20 protein-coding genes and 1 pseudogene are annotated in these 24229 nt (G+C 50.5%); 10 read left to right on the forward strand and 11 right to left on the reverse strand.

All coding sequences use genetic code 11. From position 1 onward, the window contains the following. Positions 1 to 115 precede the first annotated feature (115 nt). A complete protein-coding gene (uvrA, locus tag AC27N8_RS26075) occupies positions 116 to 3304 on the reverse strand; it encodes an excinuclease ABC subunit UvrA (protein ID WP_487070896.1) in 3189 nt (1062 codons plus the stop codon). An 834-nt stretch (positions 3305 to 4138) separates the two neighbouring features. Between uvrA and lepB (AC27N8_RS26080) the strand changes: the two genes are divergently transcribed. The 3 genes from lepB (AC27N8_RS26080) (at position 4139) to lepB (AC27N8_RS26090) (ending at position 6561) form a co-directional block, all read left to right on the forward strand. Then, a complete protein-coding gene (gene lepB, locus AC27N8_RS26080) occupies positions 4139 to 4858 on the forward strand; it encodes a signal peptidase I (protein WP_487070898.1) in 720 nt (239 codons plus the stop codon). A 112-nt stretch (positions 4859 to 4970) separates the two neighbouring features. After that, positions 4971 to 5756, forward strand: coding sequence for a signal peptidase I (gene lepB, locus AC27N8_RS26085; protein WP_487070900.1), 786 nt, complete (start codon positions 4971 to 4973; stop codon positions 5754 to 5756). A gap of 49 nt (positions 5757 to 5805) precedes the next feature. After that, positions 5806 to 6561, forward strand: a complete 756-nt coding sequence (lepB, locus tag AC27N8_RS26090) for a signal peptidase I (protein ID WP_487070902.1) — start codon at positions 5806 to 5808, stop codon at positions 6559 to 6561. Here lepB (AC27N8_RS26090) and AC27N8_RS26095 read toward each other — a convergent pair. From AC27N8_RS26095 to AC27N8_RS26110, 4 genes are all read right to left on the reverse strand, one after another. Beyond that, a complete protein-coding gene (locus tag AC27N8_RS26095) occupies positions 6553 to 7587 on the reverse strand; it encodes a zinc ribbon domain-containing protein (protein WP_487070904.1) in 1035 nt (344 codons plus the stop codon). The two genes, lepB (AC27N8_RS26090) and AC27N8_RS26095, sit on opposite strands and share 9 nt — an antisense overlap. A 231-nt stretch (positions 7588 to 7818) precedes the next feature. Then, positions 7819 to 8253, reverse strand: a complete 435-nt coding sequence (locus AC27N8_RS26100) for a hypothetical protein (RefSeq protein ID WP_487070906.1) — start codon at positions 8251 to 8253, stop codon at positions 7819 to 7821. 282 nt (positions 8254 to 8535) lie between these two features. Then, positions 8536 to 9108 (reverse strand): hypothetical protein, encoded by a 573-nt coding sequence (locus AC27N8_RS26105; RefSeq protein ID WP_487070908.1) that lies wholly within the window; start codon positions 9106 to 9108, stop codon positions 8536 to 8538. A 6-nt stretch (positions 9109 to 9114) separates the two neighbouring features. Next, complete coding sequence (locus AC27N8_RS26110) at positions 9115 to 10296, reverse strand: hypothetical protein (protein WP_487070910.1); 1182 nt, start codon at positions 10294 to 10296, stop codon at positions 9115 to 9117. Between the two features lie 343 nt (positions 10297 to 10639). Between AC27N8_RS26110 and AC27N8_RS26115 the strand changes: the two genes are divergently transcribed. Continuing rightward, positions 10640 to 13090 (forward strand): endonuclease MutS2, encoded by a 2451-nt coding sequence (locus AC27N8_RS26115; protein ID WP_487070912.1) that lies wholly within the window; start codon positions 10640 to 10642, stop codon positions 13088 to 13090. A gap of 256 nt (positions 13091 to 13346) precedes the next feature. Then, positions 13347 to 14465 (forward strand): lytic transglycosylase domain-containing protein, encoded by a 1119-nt coding sequence (locus tag AC27N8_RS26120; protein WP_487070914.1) that lies wholly within the window; start codon positions 13347 to 13349, stop codon positions 14463 to 14465. Between the two features lie 37 nt (positions 14466 to 14502). Here the strand turns inward: AC27N8_RS26120 and AC27N8_RS26125 are convergent, their stop codons facing one another. After that, a complete protein-coding gene (locus AC27N8_RS26125) occupies positions 14503 to 14778 on the reverse strand; it encodes a hypothetical protein (RefSeq protein ID WP_487070916.1) in 276 nt (91 codons plus the stop codon). A gap of 259 nt (positions 14779 to 15037) precedes the next feature. Between AC27N8_RS26125 and AC27N8_RS26130 the strand changes: the two genes are divergently transcribed. From AC27N8_RS26130 to AC27N8_RS26140, 3 genes are all read left to right on the forward strand, one after another. After that, positions 15038 to 15991: a sigma-70 family RNA polymerase sigma factor gene (locus AC27N8_RS26130; RefSeq protein WP_487070918.1), complete on the forward strand. Its 954-nt coding sequence runs from the start codon at positions 15038 to 15040 to the stop codon at positions 15989 to 15991. A gap of 65 nt (positions 15992 to 16056) precedes the next feature. After that, positions 16057 to 16203, forward strand: coding sequence for a hypothetical protein (locus tag AC27N8_RS26135; protein WP_487070920.1), 147 nt, complete (start codon positions 16057 to 16059; stop codon positions 16201 to 16203). Between the two features lie 429 nt (positions 16204 to 16632). Then, entirely contained in the window at positions 16633 to 16875 is a 243-nt protein-coding gene (locus AC27N8_RS26140) for a carbon storage regulator (protein ID WP_487070922.1), read from the forward strand. 227 nt (positions 16876 to 17102) lie between these two features. Here AC27N8_RS26140 and AC27N8_RS26145 read toward each other — a convergent pair whose 3' ends face one another. Further along, positions 17103 to 18263 carry an inositol-3-phosphate synthase gene (locus AC27N8_RS26145; RefSeq protein ID WP_487070924.1) on the reverse strand — a complete coding sequence of 387 codons (1161 nt, stop codon included), beginning with the start codon at positions 18261 to 18263 and terminating at the stop codon, positions 17103 to 17105. Positions 18264 to 18743: 480 nt separating this feature from the next. Here AC27N8_RS26145 and cysC point away from each other — a divergent pair. Continuing rightward, positions 18744 to 19298 (forward strand): annotated as a pseudogene (gene cysC / locus AC27N8_RS26150) (adenylyl-sulfate kinase); the annotation flags it as partial. 119 nt (positions 19299 to 19417) lie between these two features. Then, a complete protein-coding gene (gene sat / locus AC27N8_RS26155; protein ID WP_487070926.1) occupies positions 19418 to 20590 on the forward strand; it encodes a sulfate adenylyltransferase in 1173 nt (390 codons plus the stop codon). A gap of 80 nt (positions 20591 to 20670) precedes the next feature. On the opposite strand, the gene AC27N8_RS26160 is transcribed toward sat, so the two are convergent. The 4 genes from AC27N8_RS26160 to AC27N8_RS26175 form a co-directional block, all read right to left on the reverse strand. Next, positions 20671 to 21441 (reverse strand): sulfite exporter TauE/SafE family protein, encoded by a 771-nt coding sequence (locus tag AC27N8_RS26160; protein WP_487070928.1) that lies wholly within the window; start codon positions 21439 to 21441, stop codon positions 20671 to 20673. 379 nt (positions 21442 to 21820) lie between these two features. Next, complete coding sequence (locus AC27N8_RS26165) at positions 21821 to 22108, reverse strand: hypothetical protein (protein ID WP_487070930.1); 288 nt, start codon at positions 22106 to 22108, stop codon at positions 21821 to 21823. 213 nt (positions 22109 to 22321) lie between these two features. Further along, positions 22322 to 23245: a GDP-mannose 4,6-dehydratase gene (locus AC27N8_RS26170; RefSeq protein WP_487070932.1), complete on the reverse strand. Its 924-nt coding sequence runs from the start codon at positions 23243 to 23245 to the stop codon at positions 22322 to 22324. A 108-nt stretch (positions 23246 to 23353) separates the two neighbouring features. Then, a complete protein-coding gene (locus AC27N8_RS26175; protein WP_487070934.1) occupies positions 23354 to 24148 on the reverse strand; it encodes a GspE/PulE/PilB domain-containing protein in 795 nt (264 codons plus the stop codon). Between the last annotated feature and the right edge of the window lie 81 nt (positions 24149 to 24229).

The raw sequence follows: 24229 nt of genomic DNA on the forward strand, positions 1-24229 counted from the left end.
TGAACTGGTCGCCGGGCACAAGACCACGGCGCTACGTCGGTGAGCGTTAACGCCGTGGGCGAAAGAGTATTGCTTCCTATCTGAGATAGTATGTTGGATTCACGTGTACGTACGGCTATATCGAGACGGTACTTAAGATACGTTTCGATTTGTTCTCGACCTCTTCCTGGAGCATGCGCTTCAAAAAGTGTCCGGTATACGAGACCGGATTATCAGCCACCTCTTCTGGTGTGCCCTCGGCGATGACCTGACCGCCGCGATCTCCTCCGTCGGGACCGAGATCGACGAGCCAGTCGGCGCTCTTAATCACGTCCAGATTATGCTCGATGACGACGATAGTGTTGCCTGCATCGACTAATCTTTGCAGGACATCCAGAAGTCGTTCGACATCGGCGAAATGTAAGCCAGTTGTTGGCTCATCCAGAATATACATCGTGCGACCGGTGGAGCGTCTTGAGAGTTCGGTAGCCAGCTTGACGCGCTGCGCTTCTCCTCCGGAGAGTGTCGTCGCAGGCTGTCCCAGGCGCATGTAGCCAAGTCCGACGTCGTTGAGTGTCTTCATCTTGTTCTGGATCGATGGCACGTTGGAAAAGAAATCGGTAGCTTCTTCCACGGTCATATTCAGGACATCGGCGATCGTTTTGCCTTTGTAGTGAATCTCCAGTGCTTCACGGTTGTAGCGCTTGCCCTGACAAACTTCACATGGGACATAGACATCCGGCAAGAAATTCATCTCGATCTTCACGATGCCCTCGCCCTTACAGGCTTCACAGCGTCCGCCTTTGACGTTGAACGAGAAGCGTCCGGCCTGATAGCCACGGATGCGCGATTCGGGGACCTGCGCGAATAGTTCGCGGATACTGGTGAAGGCGTTCGTATAGGTCGCCGGATTTGAGCGCGGTGTGCGTCCAATTGGTGACTGATCGATATCGATGACTTTGTCCAGATGTTGTAGTCCCTCAATCGTATCATGATGTCCGGGCTTATCATGAGCGCGGAAGAAGAATTGAGAAAGTTTCTTATAGAGAATGTCCGTGATCAGAGTACTTTTTCCGGAGCCGGAGACGCCCGTGATGGCGACAAATTTGCCTAACGGGATATCCACGTCGACGTTTTTCAAGTTGTTTTCGCGGGCACCCTTGATGGTGAGCTTGTTCCCATTACCTGGACGCCTGTTGGCAGGCACTTCAATGCGGCGTCGATGTGAGAGGTAGTTACCGGTCATAGAGTTGGTATTATCAAGGAGCTCTTGATAAGTTCCAGCGGCCACAACGTGTCCGCCATGTTCGCCTGCGCCCGGACCAATATCGATAATATAGTCGGCGGCTCGCATCGTATCTTCATCGTGTTCAACCACGATCAGCGTGTTACCCAGATTGCGTAGTCGTTCTAAGGTATGAATCAAGCGCTCGTTGTCGCGCTGATGCAGTCCAATGCTTGGCTCATCCAGAATATAGAGCACGCCCATCAGGCCGGAGCCGATCTGCGTTGCAAGCCGGATACGCTGTGCTTCGCCACCTGAGAGACTGGCGGCTGCGCGATCCAACGTCAGATAATCCAGACCCACATCGAGCAGAAACTGGATGCGAGCTCGGATCTCTTTGAGAACCTGCCGAGCGATAAAGCGTTCGCGATCACTCAAGGAACTCATCAGCAATGGACCTTCAAACGGAATGGGGGCGAGCGGATCACCTAACAGCGAGCCATTACCGGTCGCTTTTTTGCTTCCTTTGCCCTTGCCCTTACCGGTTGCCACCACATGTGTGATGGGTGGAACAACCTGCGATGAACCCTCTTCTAAATCGTTGAAGAAGCTCTGCGTGCGAGCAATCGCCAGCCGTGTCACCTGAACGATATTGCGTCCGCCTACCGTTACGGCCAGTGCTTCGGGTTTGAGGCGTGCCCCATGACAATCAGGACACACACGCGATGACATATAGCTTTCGATATCTTCGCGTACCCCTTCGCTCTCGGTCTGTTTATAGCGGCGATCCAGATTGGGGAGAATACCCTCAAAGTGTGTCGTATAGGTACGTGTATTGCCATGTTGTGGTGTATAGCGAATCGTCAGTGCCTCTTCGACACCGTGCAACAGCAACTGCTGGAGATCAGAGCTGAGATCCTTCCAGGGCGTGTTGAGATCAAAGGAATAGCGTGCTGATAGTGCTTCCAAAGTTGCGGCATGCCATTGGCTGCCATTGATAACTTTGTTCCAGGGAGCGATCGCTCCTTGTAGAATACTCAGATCGGGATTGGTGACGACCAGCTCGGGATCAACTTCAAGCTGTGTGCCCAGACCAGTACAGGTGGGACACGCTCCATGTGGACTGTTGAAGCTGAAGGTACGGGGAGCAATCTCCGGCAGGCTGATACCGCAGTAGACGCATGCCGCTTTTTCTGAGAAGAGAATCTCTTCGCCATCGACGACTGAGACCAGTACGACGCCGCTACCGAGTTTGAGAGTTGTCTCTAGCGAATCGGCGATCCGTTGTCGGAACGATGGATCGATCTCCTCATGGAGGATCGCTGGGATATCTGGTTCTGCAATCCCATCCTCGTCGATATGAGTCTGTTTGGCCGCGTTGACTTCGTAGAGCGCTGCTGGCTCGGCTACTCGTTTGACCGGTGTGCTTCCATTGCTCTGCTCAGTCTCTTGTGGTTTATTTTTGCGAATGACCAGACGATCGACGACCACCTCGATGGTATGTTTCTTCTGTTTGTCGAGATCGATCTCATCGCTGAGGTCCAGGATCTTGCCATCCACACGCACACGTACATAGCCGGAACGGCGCATCTCCTCAAAGATATTTTTGTATTCGCCCTTACGTCCCTGGACCAGGGGGGCTAGTAGGAGGAGGCGTGTACCATCTGGCAGGCTGAGTACCGCATCGACGATCTGCTGGAGCGTCTGTTGGCTGACCTCACGTCCGCATTGCGGACAGTGTTGATGACCAATGCGTGCATAGAGCAGACGCAGATAGTCATAGATCTCTGTGACCGTTCCTACCGTCGAGCGTGGATTGTGCGTGGCACCTTTCTGGTCGATGGAGATTGCTGGAGAGAGTCCGTCAATGTGGTCGACATCGGGCTTATCCATTTTGTCGAGAAATTGACGCGCATAGGCAGAGAGCGATTCCACATAGCGGCGCTGTCCCTCTGCGAAAATGGTATCAAAAGCCAGACTACTCTTGCCTGACCCTGAGAGACCTGTAATCACGACAAGCTGATCCCTGGGGATGGTTACGTCGATATTTTTTAAGTTGTGCTCACGGGCACCGCGAACTATAATTTTATCCTGGGGCATACTCTCAATCCACCCATACTTTCTCAAATACATACAAAGACGAACGTATCCCGTAGAGGCATAGGCAGGGGGATATCCGCTCCTACGGTCTGCTTCTGAGTGATTTTTTACTGGGATATAGTATGTGTATTGACCGTCGATACAAACAAACGTTCCACTAACACTACTATACTTCTTCTCTTGACGTCAAGGGGTCATAGGACAGGTCATAACTTGAGGAAGGTCATCTTGTCTATACCCTTGAAAACAATCTTTGCCCCTCTTCTTATTCCATTTCGAGTGAAGCAAAATGGTAAAATGGAACAAAGATACATGTTTGTTGTCTGGCCGCTGGTCATTCCATGCGCTACCTTTATGGTAGGTATGTCTCTACTTTCGCGTCATAAGTGCTATCAGCGTGAATATCTGGCCGACTAATCGTGGATGTAGGTAGAGTCGCAATGGCGTATATGCAGGAATCTGCTTATACATGTTGAAATTGTCCACTCTTCCCTTGTAACATGAGAGGCTTTAAATCGTATACTTATACAAGTATCGGGTTTAACGTAGCGTCCGACGCTCGCGTCCGATGTCCTGTGGCTCGTACGAGACAGCTGGATCTCGGCGGGCTGATCATACGTCGAGTGGACATCGTGCCCGAGGGCACGACGCTACCAGGGATCGGGCAGGGAGCAGCCCACTTTCAGCATTATTTTTGTAATGGTTACGGAAACATATATAATAGATAGGGATACTATCCGCTTCTGCTGCCTCTGTCGGGTGATGCACCGGCTCTGGTGGCTGCCTTGATAAGATACTTGTTTAATTTACGCTATGCTAGCACAGGGGAATAGTTTGAATAAAGAAGAACAAATTCCGAAAGAACAACTTTCGCATAAGAAGCAATCTCGTCTCATCCGGGAGATCATCGAGACGGTGGTCTTAACGGCTCTGATGTTTGTTGTGATTAATCTGGCGGTACAAAACTATGACGTTGATGGCCCCAGTATGGAGCCGAGCCTGCATAATCAGGAACGGATTATGGTTGATAAAGTGTCATATCATTTTCGTAGTCCGTCGCGCGGGGATGTGATAGTCTTCGTGGCTCCTCCTGATCCCTCGCTTAATTATGTAAAACGTATTATTGCGCTGCCTGGTGATACGATTACAATTCAAAATACTAATGTCCAGATAAATGGTATCTCTTTAAATGAAAAATATGTGGATCCAAGTGATCAAGGGAACCCATATCCTAAAATTGTGAATTTGCATGTGCCTGCGAACGATTATTTTGTGATGGGTGATGATCGTAAGAATAGCTCCGATTCTCGCGAGTGGGGATTTGTGCCGCGTCAGAATATTATTGGGCGAGCTGCGCTGGTCTACTGGCCACTGGGACAGTCGAATAGTGGCTTTTTGCCCGATGTCTCTTCTGTGTTTGCGCACGTGCCTACGACAATGGTCCAGCCGTCTCGTAGCCCGCTCACAAACAGTTCATCTGGGAGTGGAGATATGCTTTTTTTTGCCATGCCTGGATTTTTCCTGGTATGTTCACGCTATCGTCGGAAATGCTGACATTGCATCATGCATGGTTGGAAATGAGCACCTCTTTGATCATAACTAGCCATGCGTATTGGTCAGATCGAACATTGTGGTTGATCGAACCAAGGGTTCAGAGGAAAATCTGGTGGATTTAGAGTTTGATTTTGAAAAGCGTTATCGTCTCGTCCGCGAAATTATCGAGACACTTGTGCTCACAGTATTGATGTTTTTGATTATTCGACTGGCGGTTCAGAATTTTAATATCGATGGTATGAGTATGGAGCCGAGCCTGCATAATCAGGAGTTAGTCATTGTAGACAAGTGGTCTTTTATGTTCAATAAGCCCTCTCGTGGAGATGTGATTGTCTTTGTAGCCCCTCCTAATCCCACTCAGGACTACATTAAGCGCGTGATTGGTCTGCCTGGAGACATTATCACGATCCATAACACGCAGGTCACAGTCAACGGTAAAACGCTTAGTGAAGCCTATGTTGCCCCTACGCGTCAAGGAAATCCCTTTGCTCCCATCACCAATATGCGCATTCCGCAAGGAACATATTTTGTCCTAGGCGATAATCGAGCCGGAAGCTCTGATTCACGTGATTGGGGATGTGTGCCGCAAGCCAACATCATAGGGCGTGCCGCGCTCGTCTACTGGCCCTTGAATCAGGATAATTTAGGCTTACTTCCTGGCGTTGTCTCCACGTATACAAGTATCACCGCGCCACCGTCATCGCTCACAGCCACATCTGTCTGTCCGTTACGCCATGTACAACCGGCCACCTCCACTGGCGCGAACACTGCTCTGGCTGCCGGGCAGATGAATCCATTGAGTGCGGCATCGACCCTCATCTTGCCTTGTGCCGCAATTGGAGTGAGTCGCCGTAGACGGCGTTCCTCCAGCGAGGTCACCAGGAAAGGGACACGTTGATCCGCTTGAACATTGTGGTTAATCGCAGCAAGGATGCAGAGGCAAACCTGTGAATGAAGATGTGAATTTTGAAAAGCATTATCGTCTCGTGCGCGAGATCATCGAGACGCTTGTCTTGACTGTATTGATGTTTTTGATTATCCGCCTGGCGGTTCAGAATTTCAATATCGATGGTATGAGTATGGAACCAAGCTTGCATGATCAGGAGTTAGTCATTGTAGACAAGTGGTCTTATATGTTCAATACTCCAGCGCGTGGCGATGTGATTGTCTTTGTGGCTCCTCCCACACCTTCTCAGGACTATATCAAGCGTGTGGTTGGTCTACCGGGAGATATTATCACAGTCCACAATACCCAGGTTATTGTCAATGGGAAGACGCTCAGTGAAGCCTATGTAGATCCGAATCGCCAGGGAAACCAATTTGCAGCAATTACAAACATGCGTGTTCCACAGGGAACGTATTTTGTCTTGGGAGATAATCGCGCTGGCAGTTTTGATTCGCGAGGCTGGGGTTGCCTACCTCAAGAAAATATTATCGGACGAGCAACGCTGGTCTATTGGCCCTTTGGTCAGAATAACTCAGGCCTGTTGCCGGGAGTCTCTTCTACCTATGCTGGTATCACAACACCACCTAAATCGTTAACCTCCAGTAGCGTCTGTCCGATTGAGCACGTGAAGCCAGCCACCTCAACAGGAGCAAGTACCGCTCTGACTACCGGGCAGATGAATCCCTTAAGCTCCGTATTCGTGCTCATTCTACCCGGTGTCGCCATTGGCGTGAGAAGGCGCAAACGCTTAACCTAATGTGAGCTGGATCTGCTGATCTTTGAGTTCAACTTTGCGGATGGTCTTTCCTAATTTATTTTGCGCGTCGGCGAAATGTTTATTGAGTAGCGTGGTCATTTCATCCGAGGACATGATGAAACCAAGTACGCCGTCGACGCTCACATTGTCCGCGACCAGCTGTCCTCTGCCGTTGAGTTTGGGAAGCAGGCTGATGGAACTGGGATATCCATAAAGCTCGAAGCTGAGCTGGACGCGCTTCGTCGTGATGGTTGTGACTGGCTTTTGCACCGGGTCTGCTGGAGCTAAATTCAGGACAATCAGGTTGTTAATGGAATCCTGATTAATCGGGAGTACCGTCCCCGATGGAATGAGCGTTGAAATGTCGGGCGGTATCTGGTTGACGCCTGAGGTGAGCGCTTGATCGAGTTGGGCTTCGGCCATGTTGTGGAGGTAGGGACGCAGCAGAAAAACCCAGCCCGCACCCAGGATAAGCACTAAGAGCAGCAGCGCTGTCAGACAACCCAGGGCACAGCCACCCTTGCTGCGCTTGCGACGTCCGGTGGTGTTTCTAGATGACCCTGCGTTAATAACCGTTGGAAGCATTTGTGACCCTTTCGTCGTTGTATTTAATTTGTAGTATAGTAACGATCCGGGGGCTTGCAGTAGTGACAGTTTTTTCGGCGGATCTTTTACTTCGTGTTCACCAGGCTCTATCGGCTCCATGAGTTCTGGATGTATGATGGTTTTAAGTGGAACAGGTTGGGTCTTTATCAGGAGTTCGTCCTGCTGCTCCGGCTGTGTAGGCGACTCCACAGGTTGCGGAGCGGGGACGCTATTATACATATGCAGTATATTTAAATCAGTCTCTGTGGCCGGCTGATCGGAAAGAAATAATTTCTCTTGCGTGGATGTTTCGGCTTGTGCCGTTGCTGGCTCTTCCTCATTCGCATCTAACTCTTCTGGCTGTGTGCTCACCAGCGTGCCACAGTGTGGACAGAATTGCGCTTCCTGATCCAGTGGAGCATCACAATGCTTACAATTCATTTCTCAATTTCGCTCCATATCAGATTCTGTTTTTGAGTATATGCCGAATAATGAGCCTTGTCTATAGTGATGATAGCGCTTTGGATAAATGGGCCATAAAAATGTCATACAGTATTCTCTGCTCATACCTATTATTGTCCAGAGTAGAGTATACATAATTTTTGTTGTCCGCATCGATTTTGTCTACTATACAGTTTTTGCCGTCCCGATAAAATCGATACGGACACATCTCTACCATTCTCGTTTAAGAATCTCGTCCATAGTCGTGATGATTTGGGCTTTGCGAGCAGGATCTTGCTCTAATTGATTGCTGATCTGCTCGATCATATACTCTTCTTGTTCTGCCGGCAATTTGTAGCCATATAACTGATGGACCGCTGTCGCCGCTGTACGTCGCACCTTTTCCTCATCGCTCAATTGAGGCGGTGGAAGGCGCTCGGCATTGTATTGATCGGTTGTTCCCGGAGGGCTGTCTCCCTGAAGTGGGGTGACGCCGTCGGCGGCGAATGGAATGTTACTATCTATCAAGTGTGCTGAGTATGGCGTGGTACGCTCTATATGGACTGTCGCGGTTTGTGCTGCTGTATCGAGTGAGACGATGCTTCCTTCCAGGTAGATGACCTCGGGGGCACCCCAGAAGACACGTTCTCCTACGTGCAAAATCATGATCTGGCACTCCTATCCTTTTTTGCTTGTATAACGTTCACCTGTAACTTTCCACCAGTGCAGTATCCTACCAACGGATTGGAAAAGAAACAGTCCAGAACATTGCCCCCCTTCTATTTATTCTACTCATGACACCGCACACGTTTTGTTGTAATACACTAGGATATACGGAAGAATGAGGAGATAGGTTCCAATCGGGGTGGGATAGAGAAGGAAGGTTATTCGCTGCAACCTTCCTTGCTTTTTTCTGTCGATCTGATTGTTTCAATCAGTCTGGTTTGGTCAGGCCATGACAGCGGGCTCGCCCAGGGGATCTTCTACTGTCTTTTGCTTACCTTTTTTAGCGGTGAGCAGGAAAACGATGATCAGAATAAGCGGAATAAATCCGATCAACCAGCCAAGCCAGAATGGAATAGCTGGAGGTGCAGTCGCTACGATCGGTATATTGACCGTTCCCTGACCCAGTGGACCGTGGGCTACAATGTTGAGTGACCAATTACCTTTGACTGTAATCTCTGCTGTTCCCTGTATGCCATGCGTCTGAGCGTCTGGGACAAGGTTGGCTCTGACCGGCGTTGCATTGACACCTTTAGCGGGGATCGTATTGACAACAAAGCTGACTTTTTCTGCATCCGTTGTATCTGGCACTATGGCAAACGGGAGAGCATATCCTGCATTGGCCGGATAGGTATAAAAGTTGACGGTGAGGGGATATGGACCTGCCTGCGTTTTGATCGTGCGAGCTGGCGTCGATCCGTGGGTCGTGGCGGCAATTGAGATTGCCAGCTCAGCGATCAGCACCACGAGCGCCAGGACGCCAACGATCAGCAATAGGCGTTGTAAAATCATTTTCATCTTATGTCAATCGCCTTGTCGTAGTAGTTTACCGGTACGTTCTCCTAAAATTGTGCCGCCGTAGCTTGCCAGCAGGCCGATCAAGAGGCTCAGGCATACTCCTACGATACCGATTTTACTGGTGAGTTTTGGGAGTGCTGTCGGATTCAAGATGAAGAGCGGGATGCCTGCTAATGAGGTCAGGATTGCGTAGGTCCAGATACGTTTCTGCGCAGACCAACGACTCTGTTGTAGCTTTCGGGCTACAAGATCGTAGAGAGGAGCAATCAATACCGGTAGCAGCGCCCACACGCTGACTGCGACAATTGAAAGATAGGCGTAGGCGTCCAGTGAGCGTCGATATTGTAGTTGCTCCTGGCTTACCAGTTGATTGGTGGCTGGTGGCACAAAGGCCGTAAAGATCAGGGCAAACACAACGTAGCAGATAATCACCGTTGTGGCGCTCCAACGTCTACCTGTAGCTATACGTGCGGTGGCGAAGATGAAGGCAGTCAAAAATCCTGCCAGCAGAGGATAAGATGTTAGTTGTGTGATGCCCAGCGGGATTAAATTGCCAGTACTGAGGGCTGCGGATAGGAACATCGTAAAAAAGCTGAGGGTCAAGCTCAAGGCGGTCAGAGTGGCGAAAGTACTTAGTTTTCCCGCCAGCTGTCGCTGCACAATCTGCATCAGATTGTGAGCCGAATAGAGCATAGAAGCTGCTCCCAACGCCATAATACCCAGGCTGCTGCCAATCATGACGTGAAATGGTGCCCAGAGCGAGACATCGATGCCATAAAGCGAATGCCAGTAGCTGTCGAGTGGAAACGCAATCCCGGCGTCTAAGGCCGCAAAGCCAGCGATATACGCTCCGAGAGATCCATAGAACATTCCAGCAAATTGTGTGCTATACTGTGTAAGTTGTGGTTTGCGCCGAACCCAGGCTGTTTCTACACAGACCGCTGCCAATGACAGGAGACCACTGAGTACTATGCCTGTAAGCATCATAATATGGGGAGGGATGAGTGTACGATCACGTCCAACCAAGGTATGCCATTGAATATCCCAACTTACACCTGCTAACGAGACGAGCGCACTGAGTATGATACCCAGGCCAACGATGAGACGGAGTGTTCCCAGGGCCTGGATAGATGGTTCATGCGTCGTAGATGGGCTGCTAAGCCGTATGCTATCGATTGCTTTCGCCATGGCGTTCTCTTCCTTCAATGAATAAGACTTGCTTTGCAGCCATGCTGCCGTTACTACATGCTGTGCTGCGCCACGTGAGTAAAAATATATGTGTTAGTTTAACGATGAACAGCGTCCAAAATACTTTTTGCACTACTGTCTTTACGTTCGAATATGCAAAACGTTCCACGACTGTTCCAGATGTTATAGAGGCCATTTGTATGTGTCTCTGAGACAGCTCATCTTTTCCATCCTGCGAGATCACGGGCATAACCCTTTTCGCTTTCTGTCTCAGATGATTTGTTGTAGAAACAGATGCGCTGCGTGTTGACGCAGGCAGATGTAAAGGATTCAAGACGAGACTATGCACGAGAAAAGTATACACACGCTAGAGTATCCTAAGATACTCGCGAAAGTGGCGCACGAGGCAGCATTTTCAGCCAGCAAGGATCTGGTATTGGCACTCGAACCCACATCTGATATCGACGAGGCCCGCCGCCGCCTGGCTTTCACATCCGAAGCGACTCGTTTGATCGATTTAAACTCTGATATTAGTGTCGGAGGAGCTCATGATATCCGCTCCCTGCTGGCTCGTGCGGCCCGCGATGGGGTTCTGATGGCTGGCGATCTGGTTGAGGTACTGGTCACAACGCGCAGTACGCTCCTCGTGGCGCGAGCTCTGGTCAAGCTGGATAGTGATGTTTTCCCCCTGTTGCATGCGCTTGGAGCGGATATCCCTCAGCGCCCGCAGATTGTGCGTCGCATTGAGGAGACGGTGAGTGAGGATGGCGAGGTGCTCGATACTGCCAGTCCTACGCTGCGTAAGCTCCGTTTTGATGTCCATAGCGCGAACCAGCGTCTTCAGGATCGCTTGCGTACGCTGGTGCGTGAGTTTGGTCCTGCTCTGCAAGAATCAATTATCACGACGCGTAACGATCGCTATGTTGTGCCTGTAAAGGCAGATTACCGGGGACAGGTCCGTGGTATCGTTCATGATCAATCCTCGAGTGGTGCCACGGTCTTCGTCGAGCCGATAGTAATTGTTGAGCTCAATAATCGTCTGCGCGAATTGCAGGTCGAGGAGCGTCAGGAAGTTGAGCGCATTCTGCGGGTCATTTCCTCTGATCTGGGGAAAGAGGCCGAGGCTCTGGATGTCGCCGTTGAGCTATTGGCCAACTTTGACCTGCACATGGCGAAGGCTCGTTACGGGCGCATGACGCGTAGCTCGGCTCCCAAACTCAACGATCAAGGCATGATTAACTTGCGCAACGCTCGTCATCCTTTGCTGACCGGAAAAGTGGTGCCGACGAATTTTTATATCGGACGCGATTTTTCTATGGTTGTGATCACCGGCCCAAACACCGGTGGTAAGACCGTCGCCTTGAAAACCGTTGGCTTGCTGTCCCTGATGGCTCAGGCTGGCCTGCACATTCCTGCCGACGACGATTCTGAGGTGACGATTTTTCAGGATGTCTTTGCCGATATCGGCGATGAGCAGAGTATCGAGCAGAATCTCAGCACCTTCTCATCCCATCTCAGCCGAATCATCGAGATTCTGCGTTCTATCGAGGAGATGCGTAAACGCAACCGGCCAGAGATCCGTGGCAAGATGGCTGAAGAGTTAGTACGTCGTCAGGCACGACCTGTGAACGTATTAGTTCTCTTCGATGAATTGGGGGCAGGGACAGATCCAAGCGAAGGCTCAGCGCTGGCGCGAGCTATCCTGACGTTCTTGCTGGATCGCCATGTGACGACCGTAGCTACCACTCACTATACCGAGCTGAAAGCTTTTGCGCATGAGCAAAAGGACGTGACAAATGCCTCGGTCGAGTTTGATCTTGAGACTCTTTCTCCCACCTACAAGTTGAGTATTGGATTGCCTGGCCGTAGTAATGCTCTGGCGATTGCTCAGCGCCTGGGTCTGGATCAGCGCATTGTACGTGGTGCCAGACGCTTTCTGGGTAGCGCTGGCGTACGTATGGAGAGCTTGCTTGAAGACCTCCAGGGTGAGCGCAAGGGAGCTGAAGACGAGCGTTTCCAGTTGAATATGGAGCGCGTTGAGGCTGAATATCAGCGCAAGAAACTGGAAGAGGAGCGGCATGCTCTGGAAGAGGAGCGGATCAGGATTTTAAATGAGGCTCGTGCTCAGGCGCGTCGTGAGCTTGATGCTGTTTTAGTCGAGTTGGCGAAAGTACGTACCGAGGTTGATCGTGGACATATCTCTCGTGAGCGTCTCAATGAGACTCGACAGCGTACACGTGCCCTTGAAGAAAAAGTAGCCCCTGTGCCAGAGCCACGCCGTCAACGCCATGTAGAGCCTTCTGAGAAGTTGGAGGGGCCACTCCAGATTGGTGATACTGTGCGGGTGCTGAGTTTTGGTCAGAATGCGGAATTGGTGGGCCTTTCAGCCGATCATAATGATGCCGAGGTACAGATGGGAGCGTTACGTGTGCGCGTCAATGTCGACAACATCGAGCGTATCAGTAAACGCAAAGCAGCCAGTGAAGAGCGACAGAGCGTGGGCACCCGACAGAGTGTCGTACGACAGGATCTGGAGGAGCGTCCCACCATTGGCTTGCAACTTGATATTCGCGGTTGGCGCGTCGAAGATGCGCTGGCGGAACTGGATACCTATCTGGATGATGCTGTGCTGAGCAATATGTCCTCAGTGCGTATCATTCATGGCAAGGGCACAGGAGCACTGCGATCGGCTGTACGTGAAGCTCTCATGCATCATCCGCTCGTCAAATCGTTTGCTCTAGCGTCCCCTCAAGAAGGCGGCGATGGAGCAACGATTGTCAAGTTAAGTTCCTGATCAAATTTTCCATAAAAATTCACCATTTAGAGACCTGTCTTCTATTGCTTGTCAGCGGACAATGGAAGCCAGGTCATGTTTTTGTGTATTTTCCTGTTCCAGAGTATCCATCCTGAGTGGCTATATGGTCCTGTATACAAGACTAATATTTGACCTGAGCAGAGGAATTTACTAAGCTAGTGTTGAGTGTGTAACAAGTGCCATGGTTTTAATTGTGACGCGCACTAAATAAATCGAAGGTGGTTAGAGTAGAGAGATGTCTCAATTTCAACCTTTGCGATCAATCAAAAAAGACGCACCGGTAAATCGAAGTGGTCGCCCTTTGTTTGTGACGCCTACTCCTAATATAACGCGTACGTTACCAGTGGAACCGGAGACGGCTCCAGTGAATGCTGCTACGCAGAGCACGAGCCTGGGGAGGCCATCGACGCAAGGTCTGCCATGGCTGCAAAAAGCGCCCCACACGCCTTTGCCGCCGACCTTTCCAACCTCTCCACTGGTCCCAGGTGAAGTACAAAACAACCAACGTTATTTACCCGTTCCTGTGAACAATGCCAACGTTCCAATGCGTCAGACGCAGACGCAGGGATGGTCAAATGATCGGTATGTATCAATATCTTTCCCAATGAGTAATAATCCCGTTTCCTTTGTGCCTGGGAGCGGGTTAACGGCGCAGAATCCGAGTCGGTCGTTGGTCATTCCTGGTGCCAGGAAGCGCGTCGTTGCGACCGATGAGTTGAGTCCGAATGGTGGACATCTGCGCTCGCATTTTCGACATTTACTGGTCATAGTGGCCACGATCGGCACCTTTCTCTTCATCATGTTGTCCCTGACGCCGCTGGAGCAGACGAACGGATCACTTTTGCTCGGCATTATTCAACCTAGAGATGTTTCTCAAAATAGCGTGCATGTGCTCTCCAGAAACGGCAGTGTCTCGGACACGAATGGTACATTCTCATCAGGTGGTGGTGGTATCGACTACGGCTATACTACGGATCAATATATCGCCATGGCGCGTGCTGACGCTGCGAAATATGGCATCAGCCCTGACCTGTATCAGAGGCAGATTCAGCAGGAAAGTCATTTTGATCCCAACGCTGTCTCGTGGGTAGGAGCGATTGGTATTGCTCAATTTATGCCAGCCACGGCGGCCTCAATGGGGTTTGATCCAAGTGATCCCGTTGCAGCCCTCGATGGCGGCGCACGCTTTATGGGCAGTCTCAGCAATTCCTTTGGAGGAGATTACGCAAAGGCGTTGGCTGCTTACAATGCGGGCTCAGGAGCTGTCGACATAGCTGTCAGCAATTGTGGAGCGGCGTGGTTATCTTGCATGGACCCGCAAGCAGAATCCTACGTGTATATCATCATGGGGTAAGTCACGTCGGACGCTGGCGTCCGACGTGCTCCCGGCTTTAGGAGTCGCTGACCAGGCCGTGCTCATAGAGCCATTTCACAAAGTGCATTCGATAATCCTCAGTCACGCGCTGGCGCATCTCAACATTCTCATAGAGATGCTCACGCAAATGCATCAGAGTCACTGCCTCATCCCATTGAAAGCCATTATCCAGCAGATAATCTAACATAAGTTGTTCGGTTGCTGTTCCTGAAGCATAATGCTTCGCCTCTATCTTATGAGCCACATATCTGGACGAGTCGAAAAATCCTTCAGATGATGGTATATCTCCCACAGCGTGTCTCCTCTTTCGTGAGTCCACATTCAGGTAGGGCTTGCTCATACTGCTCTGAATCGGCTCCCTGTTATTTTTTCTTCTATCTTAGTGTATCGGTTCAGCAATGGTCAAAATATACCTCTACGACTTCAGGACTCTTGTTTCATGATCAGGGGACCTCTATCAATATTAAGAAAGCTTGCTTGCGCGCTACACTCTAGTCAACAGTGGGAGGGGAATGTGTGGCAAAGGCTGTCTATGCAAAAAGGGGTGTCGTATGGGTACAGATGTGCCAGTAGAAGTAGAAATGCTTTGGGCAAAGTATGTCGCGCAGCGAACGTTCGAACTTCGCAATGAAATCATCACACTTTATTCTCCTCTCGTCCGCTTCGTGGTAGGGCGCCTGGGAATACCTCCAACGGGATTATTGGATGCCGAAGACCTTGTCAGCTATGGTATGATTGGCCTGATTAGTGCAATTGATCGCTACGATCCGACCCGTGGAGTTCGTTTCGAAGCGTTCGCTTCTGTGCGCATTCGCGGCGCGGTGATTGACCAGCTCCGTTCGTTGAACTGGCTACCCCGCTCAGCGATCTCGCGTGTGCGTCAGGTTGAGAGTGCATTAGCCGTACTTGAGCAGCGCCTGGGACGACCGGCAAAAGAGCATGAGGTTGCGGAGGAGATTGGAGTGTCGACAGAACGCTATCGTCAGATGCTTCTGGAAATGAATGCCACTGTGCTCTCTTTGGATGCTCCTCTTGGATCTCTTCTCCAGGATGATGAGGTAACTTCTCTCTCAGAGTTGCTAGAGGATCAAAGCTCTCCCGGCCCTGTTGAACAGACAGAGCACCAGGAGTTAACTGATACATTAGGAGTGGCCATCGATCACTTACCTGAGCGTGAGAAGTTGTTGCTCACCCTGTATTATCAAGAAGAACTAACCATGAAGGAGATCAGCAAAGTCTTAAGTGTGTCGGAATCGCGGGTCTGTCAACTGCATATTCAGGCCATCATGCGCCTGCGCAGTGCCCTCCATACGTACCGTTACGGCGAGAAAGGGCCAGCAGAAGTGCTTGAGGCGGGTCCTGCCAATAAGAAGAGAGCCAATAGTAGTAAAGAGAATCATCAGCAGAAAGCTGCTGTGCTCTCTCAAAACTATCCCGCACAGGAGACAAGAAAATTGAATGCCCTCTCTGGAAATGGAACACGCGGTCGCCGAAAAATTTCCTGAAGCCTCTCCAGATCTCCCTTAACGAAGCTCTCTTGAACGTATTGAGTGGGCCGATACTATGCTGTATGATGGTCAATGTGGAAGAGATTGGTGGAAACGATGGAACATCTGACTACAATGCGACGTATGTTCATAAAGGGGATTTCTTTTCTATGAAAGTTGAGCGTGTGGGTTCACATCTCTACCTGATCGGTACGTTAGCAGAGCCGTAGTACCAATCGACGCACCGGCAGGACAGCGCAGTCATTGTTCTGGGCAGATCAGGTGATGCGCCTGATGTATCTGGCTGTAATCAGATAGCCAGGTATTATGAAACAATTTATGCCAAAAAAATGCTCTGTCAGGGTTGAGGAATTACGAGCACAGATTCAAATTGGCTCATATGGTATTGATAGTATTACTCTAGTGAGGTGTATACTAGTAAATGAAACTCATTTTTAACGACGCACCCGGAGTGATCGTATTCGTTAGCCAGATTCGCTCTACCCACTGTGTTATCCCTTTGCGTCTTGTCAAAGTGGCATGTCGACCCAAAGTCGCTACTTGATCTTCTGATGCGGTCACGCTGAAAGAGCGCCCTTGCTAATGTTAGTCGCGGCGCAGGGACGCTTAGGCTATGCTTCTTATGAAGGGAGCTTTACATGCTTGTTTTGCGACGAAAAGTTGGTGAAAGTATTGTGTTGGCTGGGGTTATTAATGTCTCGGTGTTGGCCGTCGAAGGCGAGCGCGTAAAAATAGGAATTAGCGCTCCTCCTGACGTTACCATTGTACGCGAAGAGCTCTTACGTACGAACGAGACGGCTCCTGAGGCCAGCTCAAACCCGACTTCAAATTCAAATACGCCGACGCCACCCATACCGCCAGTACAGCCGCAGCCTCGCTAGCTTTTGCTGAACTCATACCATGCACTTCAGGATGTAATTCTCTTTCTGGGTCAGGGCCAGTCTCTCACAGGGAAAGTGGAATGATCTGAATTGATCGATGATGCTATGCTGCGGATGCCGTCTGGATGGCCTGGACTCGTTGTGCTGATTCTGATCTATCAGTTGCTGCGAAGATGTTTCTATTCGTACCCACCGCAGTGTGGGTACGAAATTTTGTTATGCTTAAATTAATCTATGGCGTTTGAGGATTGCTCTCCGTCGACCTGTTCTTGAGCTGTATCCGTGCTCTCAGCTGTTGGCTCTGTCGCGGCTTTCTGCTGAATAAAGGCTTCGGTCGCCTCTCGTGCCACGTCGTCATGATACTGTACCGGTGGCGATTTCATCAGATACGCACTTGGACCTTCAAGTGTCCCACTGATACCGCGATCTAGACCGAGTTTGACCAGTCGTACCGCATCGATCACCACGCCGGCCGAATTCGGAGAGTCCCATACTTCGAGTTTTAATTCCGCATTCAATGGCACATCCCCAAAGGTACGGCCCTCCAGACGAATATAAGCCCACTTACGGTCCTCTAGCCATGGCACATAGTCGGAGGGACCAATATGGACGTTGTCCGCTCCAATCTCGTAATCAAGCTGACTGGTGACGGCGTTGGTTTTGCTGATCTTCTTCGATTCCAGGCGATCGCGGTCCAACATATTATAGAAGTCGGTATTGCCTCCGACGTTGAGCTGCATGGTGCGCTCTAGCTTTACGCCACGCTCGCGAAAGAGCCGCGTGAGCATGCGATGAACGATAGTTGCTCCCACCTGGCTCTTGATGTCATCGCCAATCATCGGCAGTCCTGCCTCTTTGAAGCGCTCCTGCCAGTAGTTCTCGCGGGCGATAAAGACTGGAACGCAGTTCACCAGACCGACACCAGCTTTCAGGATCTGCTCCACATACCACTTGGTGGCGGTCTCTGAGCCGACCGGTAAATAATTGATCACGACATCTGTTCTGGTCTCTTTGAGAATTTTGACGATCTCATCCGTCTGCCCGGGCGCTTTGGTGATAATTTTTGACAGATATTTCCCCAGGCCATCGTGTGTCATGCCGCGATAGACTTTTGCATTCTGATAGGGGACATCGGCAAAGCGATACGTGTTATTGGGTTTCGTATAGATCGCTTCGCTTAAATCCTTGCCGACCTTGTTCTTATCTATATCGAAAGCGGCCGTGAACTCAATATCATGAATATGATAGCCGCCGAGATTGACATGCATCAAGCCCGGCACAAAGTCCTCGGGTTTGGCATCGCGATAATAATGAACCCCCTGGACGAGCGAACTGGCGCAGTTCCCTACGCCAATAATTGCTACCCGTACCTTTTTAGTACTAGCCACTACTGAAACTCCTCTACCATAAAAAAATTATAACTGTCTAATACTATACCCTCAGTGAGCATCAAATTGCTAGCTTAATTTTTTACCTCACTGTAGTAGAGTATGCCGAATGGGAAGGTGCTAACTTCAGAAAAGAAAATCGATTTTTTGTGTACATCTGCATCTCTTTTTCATACATATACTGATCTGGAGTCGAGAGCTGTTCTGACCATGAGTGCCTGTAACTATGATAACCAGGCTGCATGATAACGATAATTTATGTATATGTATATACGATGCTAAATATCTTTTGACAGCTTTAATTCCTTGAAAATATAGGCAGAATACCTATAAGGCTTGCGACTAGAGTTGCTATTTTGCATGACAAATAGACGACTCTGGACAAAATATAGTATTTAAATGCAACCGATGTTACAATATACAGAAATCAAGGCTCTTTTTGATGGATAAGACAGCTGGTATAAGCGGTACAGGAGAAATAATTTTATGGCGAACGCCGGTTTCACGATCTGGTTTACTGGATTATCTGGTTCTGGAAAAAGTACTCTGTCTGAGATTATCGAGCAGCGCTTGCTGGCTCGCGGACGCAATGTGGAAATTCTTGATGGTGATGTGGTACGCACACATTTAAGTAAAGGTCTGGGTTTTAGCAAAGAGGATCGCGACACAAACATCAAACGTATCGCTTTTGTGTGTAGCCTGCTGACCCGCAATGGAGTTGTCTGTATCTCAGCTGCCATCGCACCCTATCGTGATGCCCGCGCCTGGGCGCGTCAGGAGATTGGTAACTTTGTGGAAGTATATGTCAGCTGTCCGCTTGAGGTATGTCGTCAGCGCGACGTTAAAGGCTTATACAAGCTTGTAGACGAAGGAAAAATGAAGAATTTTACCGGCGTCGATGACCCCTATGAGGCCCCGGAGAATCCTGAGCTGGTGATTGAGACAGATAAAGAGACTATTGAAGAGAGTGTGACACGTATTCTCTCCAAACTGGAAGAGCTGGGCTATCTGGAGCCCGCAAGTGTTACGGCATAGCATGGGAAGGCATCATTTGCGGATACTTTGCCTGTGTCCGGACATCTATCGTCGTCCGTGACGGTTTGAAATCGCTGTAACACTTGTTACGGCGAGGATGAAAAGGGAATATTTACAGTATGTCGAATGGATTAATTGCCCCTCATGGTGGAGAGCTTGTCATTACTCTTGTAGCCGAAAGTGAGCGTGCTGCCCTCGTCGAACGTGCTCAAGCTTTCACACGTATCACGATTGGCTCGCGCCAGCTGGCCGATCTCGAAATGTTAGCGGTTGGTGCATACAGTCCTCTCAACGGTTTCATGACACGAGCGGATTATCTTAGCGTCGTCAATACCATGCACTTAAGCAATGGACTCCCCTGGTCCATCCCGATTACTCTGGCCATCTCTGGCGAGCAGGCGGAGCAAGTATCGGAGGGCTCTGAAGTTGCGCTGGTTAATGCTGAGAATGAGGTACAGGCTATCCTGACCGTGCAGGAAAAGTATAGCTATGATAAATCCCTCGAAGCCAGATTAGTTTATCGCACGGAAGATGCTGCCCATCCTGGCGTCAAAGTCGTCTACGAGCAGGGAGATGTACTGCTGGGAGGGCCTGTCCGTGTGGTAGCCCTACAGCATCAGGCCTTCGCTGAATATCGCTACACGCCTACCCAATCGCGAGCCTTATTTGCCGAGCGTGGCTGGAAACGTATTGTCGCTTTCCAGACCCGCAATCCAGTGCATCGAGCGCACGAATACATTCAGAAATGCGCGATGGAGACCGTCGATGGCCTTTATCTGCATCCTCTGGTCGGCGACACCAAGGGCGATGATATCCCTGCCGATGTGCGCATGCGCTGCTACGAAGTGCTCCTCAAGGATTACTATCCCCAGGATCGCGTTGCTTTAGGTGTCTTGCCTGCGGCCATGCACTATGCCGGCCCACGCGAAGCCATCTTCCACGCGTTGCTGCGCAAGAACTATGGTTGCTCCCATTTCATCGTCGGACGTGATCACGCTGGCGTCGGTAACTATTATGGCACATACGATGCTCAGCATATCTTTGCTGAATTCGATGCCGCCAGCCTGGGTATCACACCGATGTTCTTCGATCACACCTTTTTCTGCAAAGTCTGTGAAGGTATGGCATCTCTGAAGACCTGCCCTCATGGCAGCGAAAATCATATCATCCTCAGCGGCACCAAAGTGCGCCAGATGCTGCAAGCGGGCCAGATTCCCCCTCGTGAGTTCTCACGCCCCGAAGTTGCTCAGGTATTGATTGATGCTATGCGCCAACCAATCACCCAGGGATAAAAGATCCAGGATTGAAGGCTTGTCCCATCGAGATGAGCCTTCAATGCGGAGACATAGGCTCACCTCATATGTAAAAACGCTCATTTATGCACGAAGAAGTAGATTGTCAGTGCGATGCCGATGATAATGATACAGAGCCGTATCCATTTTTGATCGATCTTGCGAGCGTAGTACGCGCCCGCATAACCGCCGATGATGGCTCCGACGATCATGATAAATGAGACCTGCCAGTCGATGATACCGTTCAAGGCGAAGATGATGACGGCTACGCTACTGATACAGGCGCTGAGCAGCGATTTGAGCCCGTTGACGACGTGGATATTATCCAGGCCAATCAATGCCAGCAATGCTACCATCATGATGCTGCCGCCGCCTCCGAAGTAGCCACAGTAGATCGCTATGACTAATTGCGCCAATGTGATAAAAAGCAGTTTTTGGCGTGTCAGCGGCGCTTTATCAATCGCTTTGCGGCGTGAGCGTGTGGCGAGGAGATCGCTCAATGCAAACAGACAGGTGGCGAATAAGATCAGGTAGGGCAGCAAAAAGACAAAGGTTGCTTGCGATGTCTTGAGCAGCAAGATGGCTCCAAAGACGCTTCCGATCAGGCTGATCATGATCAAAAAAATGAGGACAGTTTTGTTCACAAATGCGATTTCGCGTCGATAGGCTACCGCGCTCGCAATCGATCCTGGCCAGAGCGCGACCGTGCTGGTGGCATTGGCGATAGTGGGAGCAACTCCCGTGAAGATAAGTGCTGGAACAGTGAAAAAACTTCCTCCTCCGGCTATCGCATTGCTGGCACTCGCAACCATAGATATGAAGAATAGAAAAAGTAAGTGTAAGAACGTCATCAATCTCTTTCCTTGCAGGGAAAAGTTAGCTACCTGCTAACTGTTGGCGGAGCTGCCAGCACTGATTGCTGGTGCCGCCATAGGTGGACCTCTAAGACTATTGGCATGAGCATATAAGGATACTCGTAGAAATGAGGAGGTCGCCGTGTTATCAAGATGGATTTCCGTGCGGAATCATCATGTTTTCTATTATAGCAGCTAAACATCCAATCCTGTTCAGAGAACGAAGCGTTTTCCCCGAAAAGATCAAGCAAGCCGCGCCGCTACTACACTGTCAAAGGTCATCATGTCTCTATCGCATGGGAGGCATGTTTCCAAAACAGGTCCGAAAGGCGATGGGGTTGAAACGCTCACCGACGTAGTACTCTGTCAAAAGTCATCACGCCGATGCGGTATCGGTGATGTGTGTCCAAAACAGCTCCAGAAGGCGATGGGGTGAGAGGCTCACCGACGTAGCGGCGCGGCTCCGCCGTGCTGTCTGTGACTCGTCCGACCACGCTCCCCATGGGGTTCCATTGCGTGATCTTCCCACCGTGGATCGTCTCGTCTGCGTTGCTTTCAGATGCGCATGGGACGTTTTCGTGCGTCGAGTGACAGCACGGCGGAGCCGCGCCGCTACGTCGGCGAGCCTGAGCGCCTGGTTCAAGGGGCCATCCTCCTTTGCCACGCAACGTCCTTATGTGTCTTGGCAGAGTAGTAGCGGCGCGGCTCCGCCGTGCTGTCTGTGACTCGTCCGATCACGCTCCTCATGAGGTTCCATTGCATGATCTTTACACTGCGTAGCGTCTCGTGTGCGTTGCTTTCAGATACAGGTGGAACGTTTTACGTGCGTCCAGTGACAGCACGGCGGAGCCGCGCCGCGTTGATACTGTGGGCGAAATTATGGACGAAAGTAGTCCAGAGTGGCTTTGGCACCTTCTTCAAACGTGACGGCTGGCTTCCAGGAGAGGATGCGTTCTGCCTTATCAGAGTTGAAGAATGTTTTGTAGATATCTCCTGGACGCTTCGCTGCTCGTGTGATGGGTGCTTCAAAGGCTGTCAAATTGACCATGGTGCGATAAATTTCATTGACGGATACCGCACGGCCAGTGCCGATACAGAAGCTTTCGTTGTCGCCTCGATTGAGCGCCTGGACGTTGGCCTGTGCCACGTCACCGACATAGACATAATCCTTACTCTGTTCGCCATCCCAGTCGATACGTACCCCTTCATGCGCCAGGAAACGTCGCGCAAAGATCGCTACGACACCCGCCTCTCCGTTAGGATCTTGACGTGGTCCGTAGACGTTTCCATAGCGCATGGCGGTAAATTTCAGTCCGAGGGTGTTGCTCCAGTAGCGTAAGTAGTATTCGCCGACCAGCTTGCTGATGCCGTAGGGGGACTCTGGTCGTTGGGAGGTGTCTTCGTCGATGGGAAGGCGTACCGGTGTGCCATAGGTGGCTCCCGATGACGCAAAGATAATTTTCTTTGCTTCGATCCGCTTGGTCTGAGTCAGGACGTTGATGAGGCCAATCACGTTAACCTGTGCGTCAAGCTTGGGATTGGCCGTTGATACGGCGACGCTGTGCTGCGCGGCATGGTGGTTGACCACTTCGGGCTTAAATTCGTCAAAAGCGCGTCTCAAGGAATCTTCGTCGGTGATATCCACCTGATAAAGGCGGGCAGCAGCGGGGATATTTGTCGTTTTGCCACCGCCTTCACCCCATAAATTATCCGCGATCGCGACTTCGTGACCGAGAGCGATATACTGGTCCGCAATATGTGATCCAATGAAGCCTGCTCCACCAGTGATAAGGATTCTCATAGTAATGCCTTTCGCATGCAATTCTGTCTGCCTGGGAGATACATTCGCTGCGAGATACGCAGTTTCTGTGGATAGTATAGCAAAGATCGCAATGCGCTGGCCGTTTCTTCAGACAAATTGTTCCAGGGCTGTCTGTAATTCTTGTGGGGCGACGACGACGGGGAAGATGTGTAGACCGGTCTCCTGTTCTAAACGCGTCAATGCTTGCTCGTCGCGTGGATCAGACATGGCAACGGTCAGAGTATCGCGTGCTCGCCCGACAGGATAACAGCGTAGCTCCTGGGCCAGTTCTGGCCGTACTGTCTGGAGGATGTGTGGAGATAATCTGCGTGGAAGGAGTGAGAGGTAGGGGATGCCTAACTGGCGTGCGAGTGTATACGCTTCGTTGTCTTTGTTCTGAACTGGTGGTTCTGGCTGGACCTCGAAGCGGAGCTGTATCTCTTCCGCGGAGCGGATGCAGCCTGCAATATCTGTGCTGGGTGTGGGATAAGCGCTCCGTCCAATACTCATGAACGAGGGCTGGAGCATGTTCTGCTCGCCAGCATTATGGATACGCCAGAGCATGGCCTCCCAGAGCCGGTTTTGGACGAGCTCTGCTCCTGCCAAATGTGCTTTGGGGAGTAAAATATAGATGGTACTCTCCTCGATGAGTATGATCTGGTCGGTTTTTCTAATGAAGCGTCGGAGATGCTCTTGATAGTAGGCGATGCTCTGCTCGATCTGAGTTGCTGCCTGTGCGTGGGATGCGGCGTTGAAGCGGAGTGTAAGGATGATCAAGGCCATCTGCTCCGCTCCATTGGCGCTAAGACGGTTCATTGAAGTCACGACGGATTGTGGGTCTTCGCTCTGCATATGAGCATGTATGCATGTCAATGCAGGAAGTGATAATGCCTTCTCGCGCATAGAGCAGCTCCTTACATAATATATGGTTATATATTGCTAGTAATCATACTTTGCGCCTGGCTGGAAAATGGCGTGATTGTG

This window comes from Dictyobacter sp. Z7_2 (genome assembly GCF_057551105.1).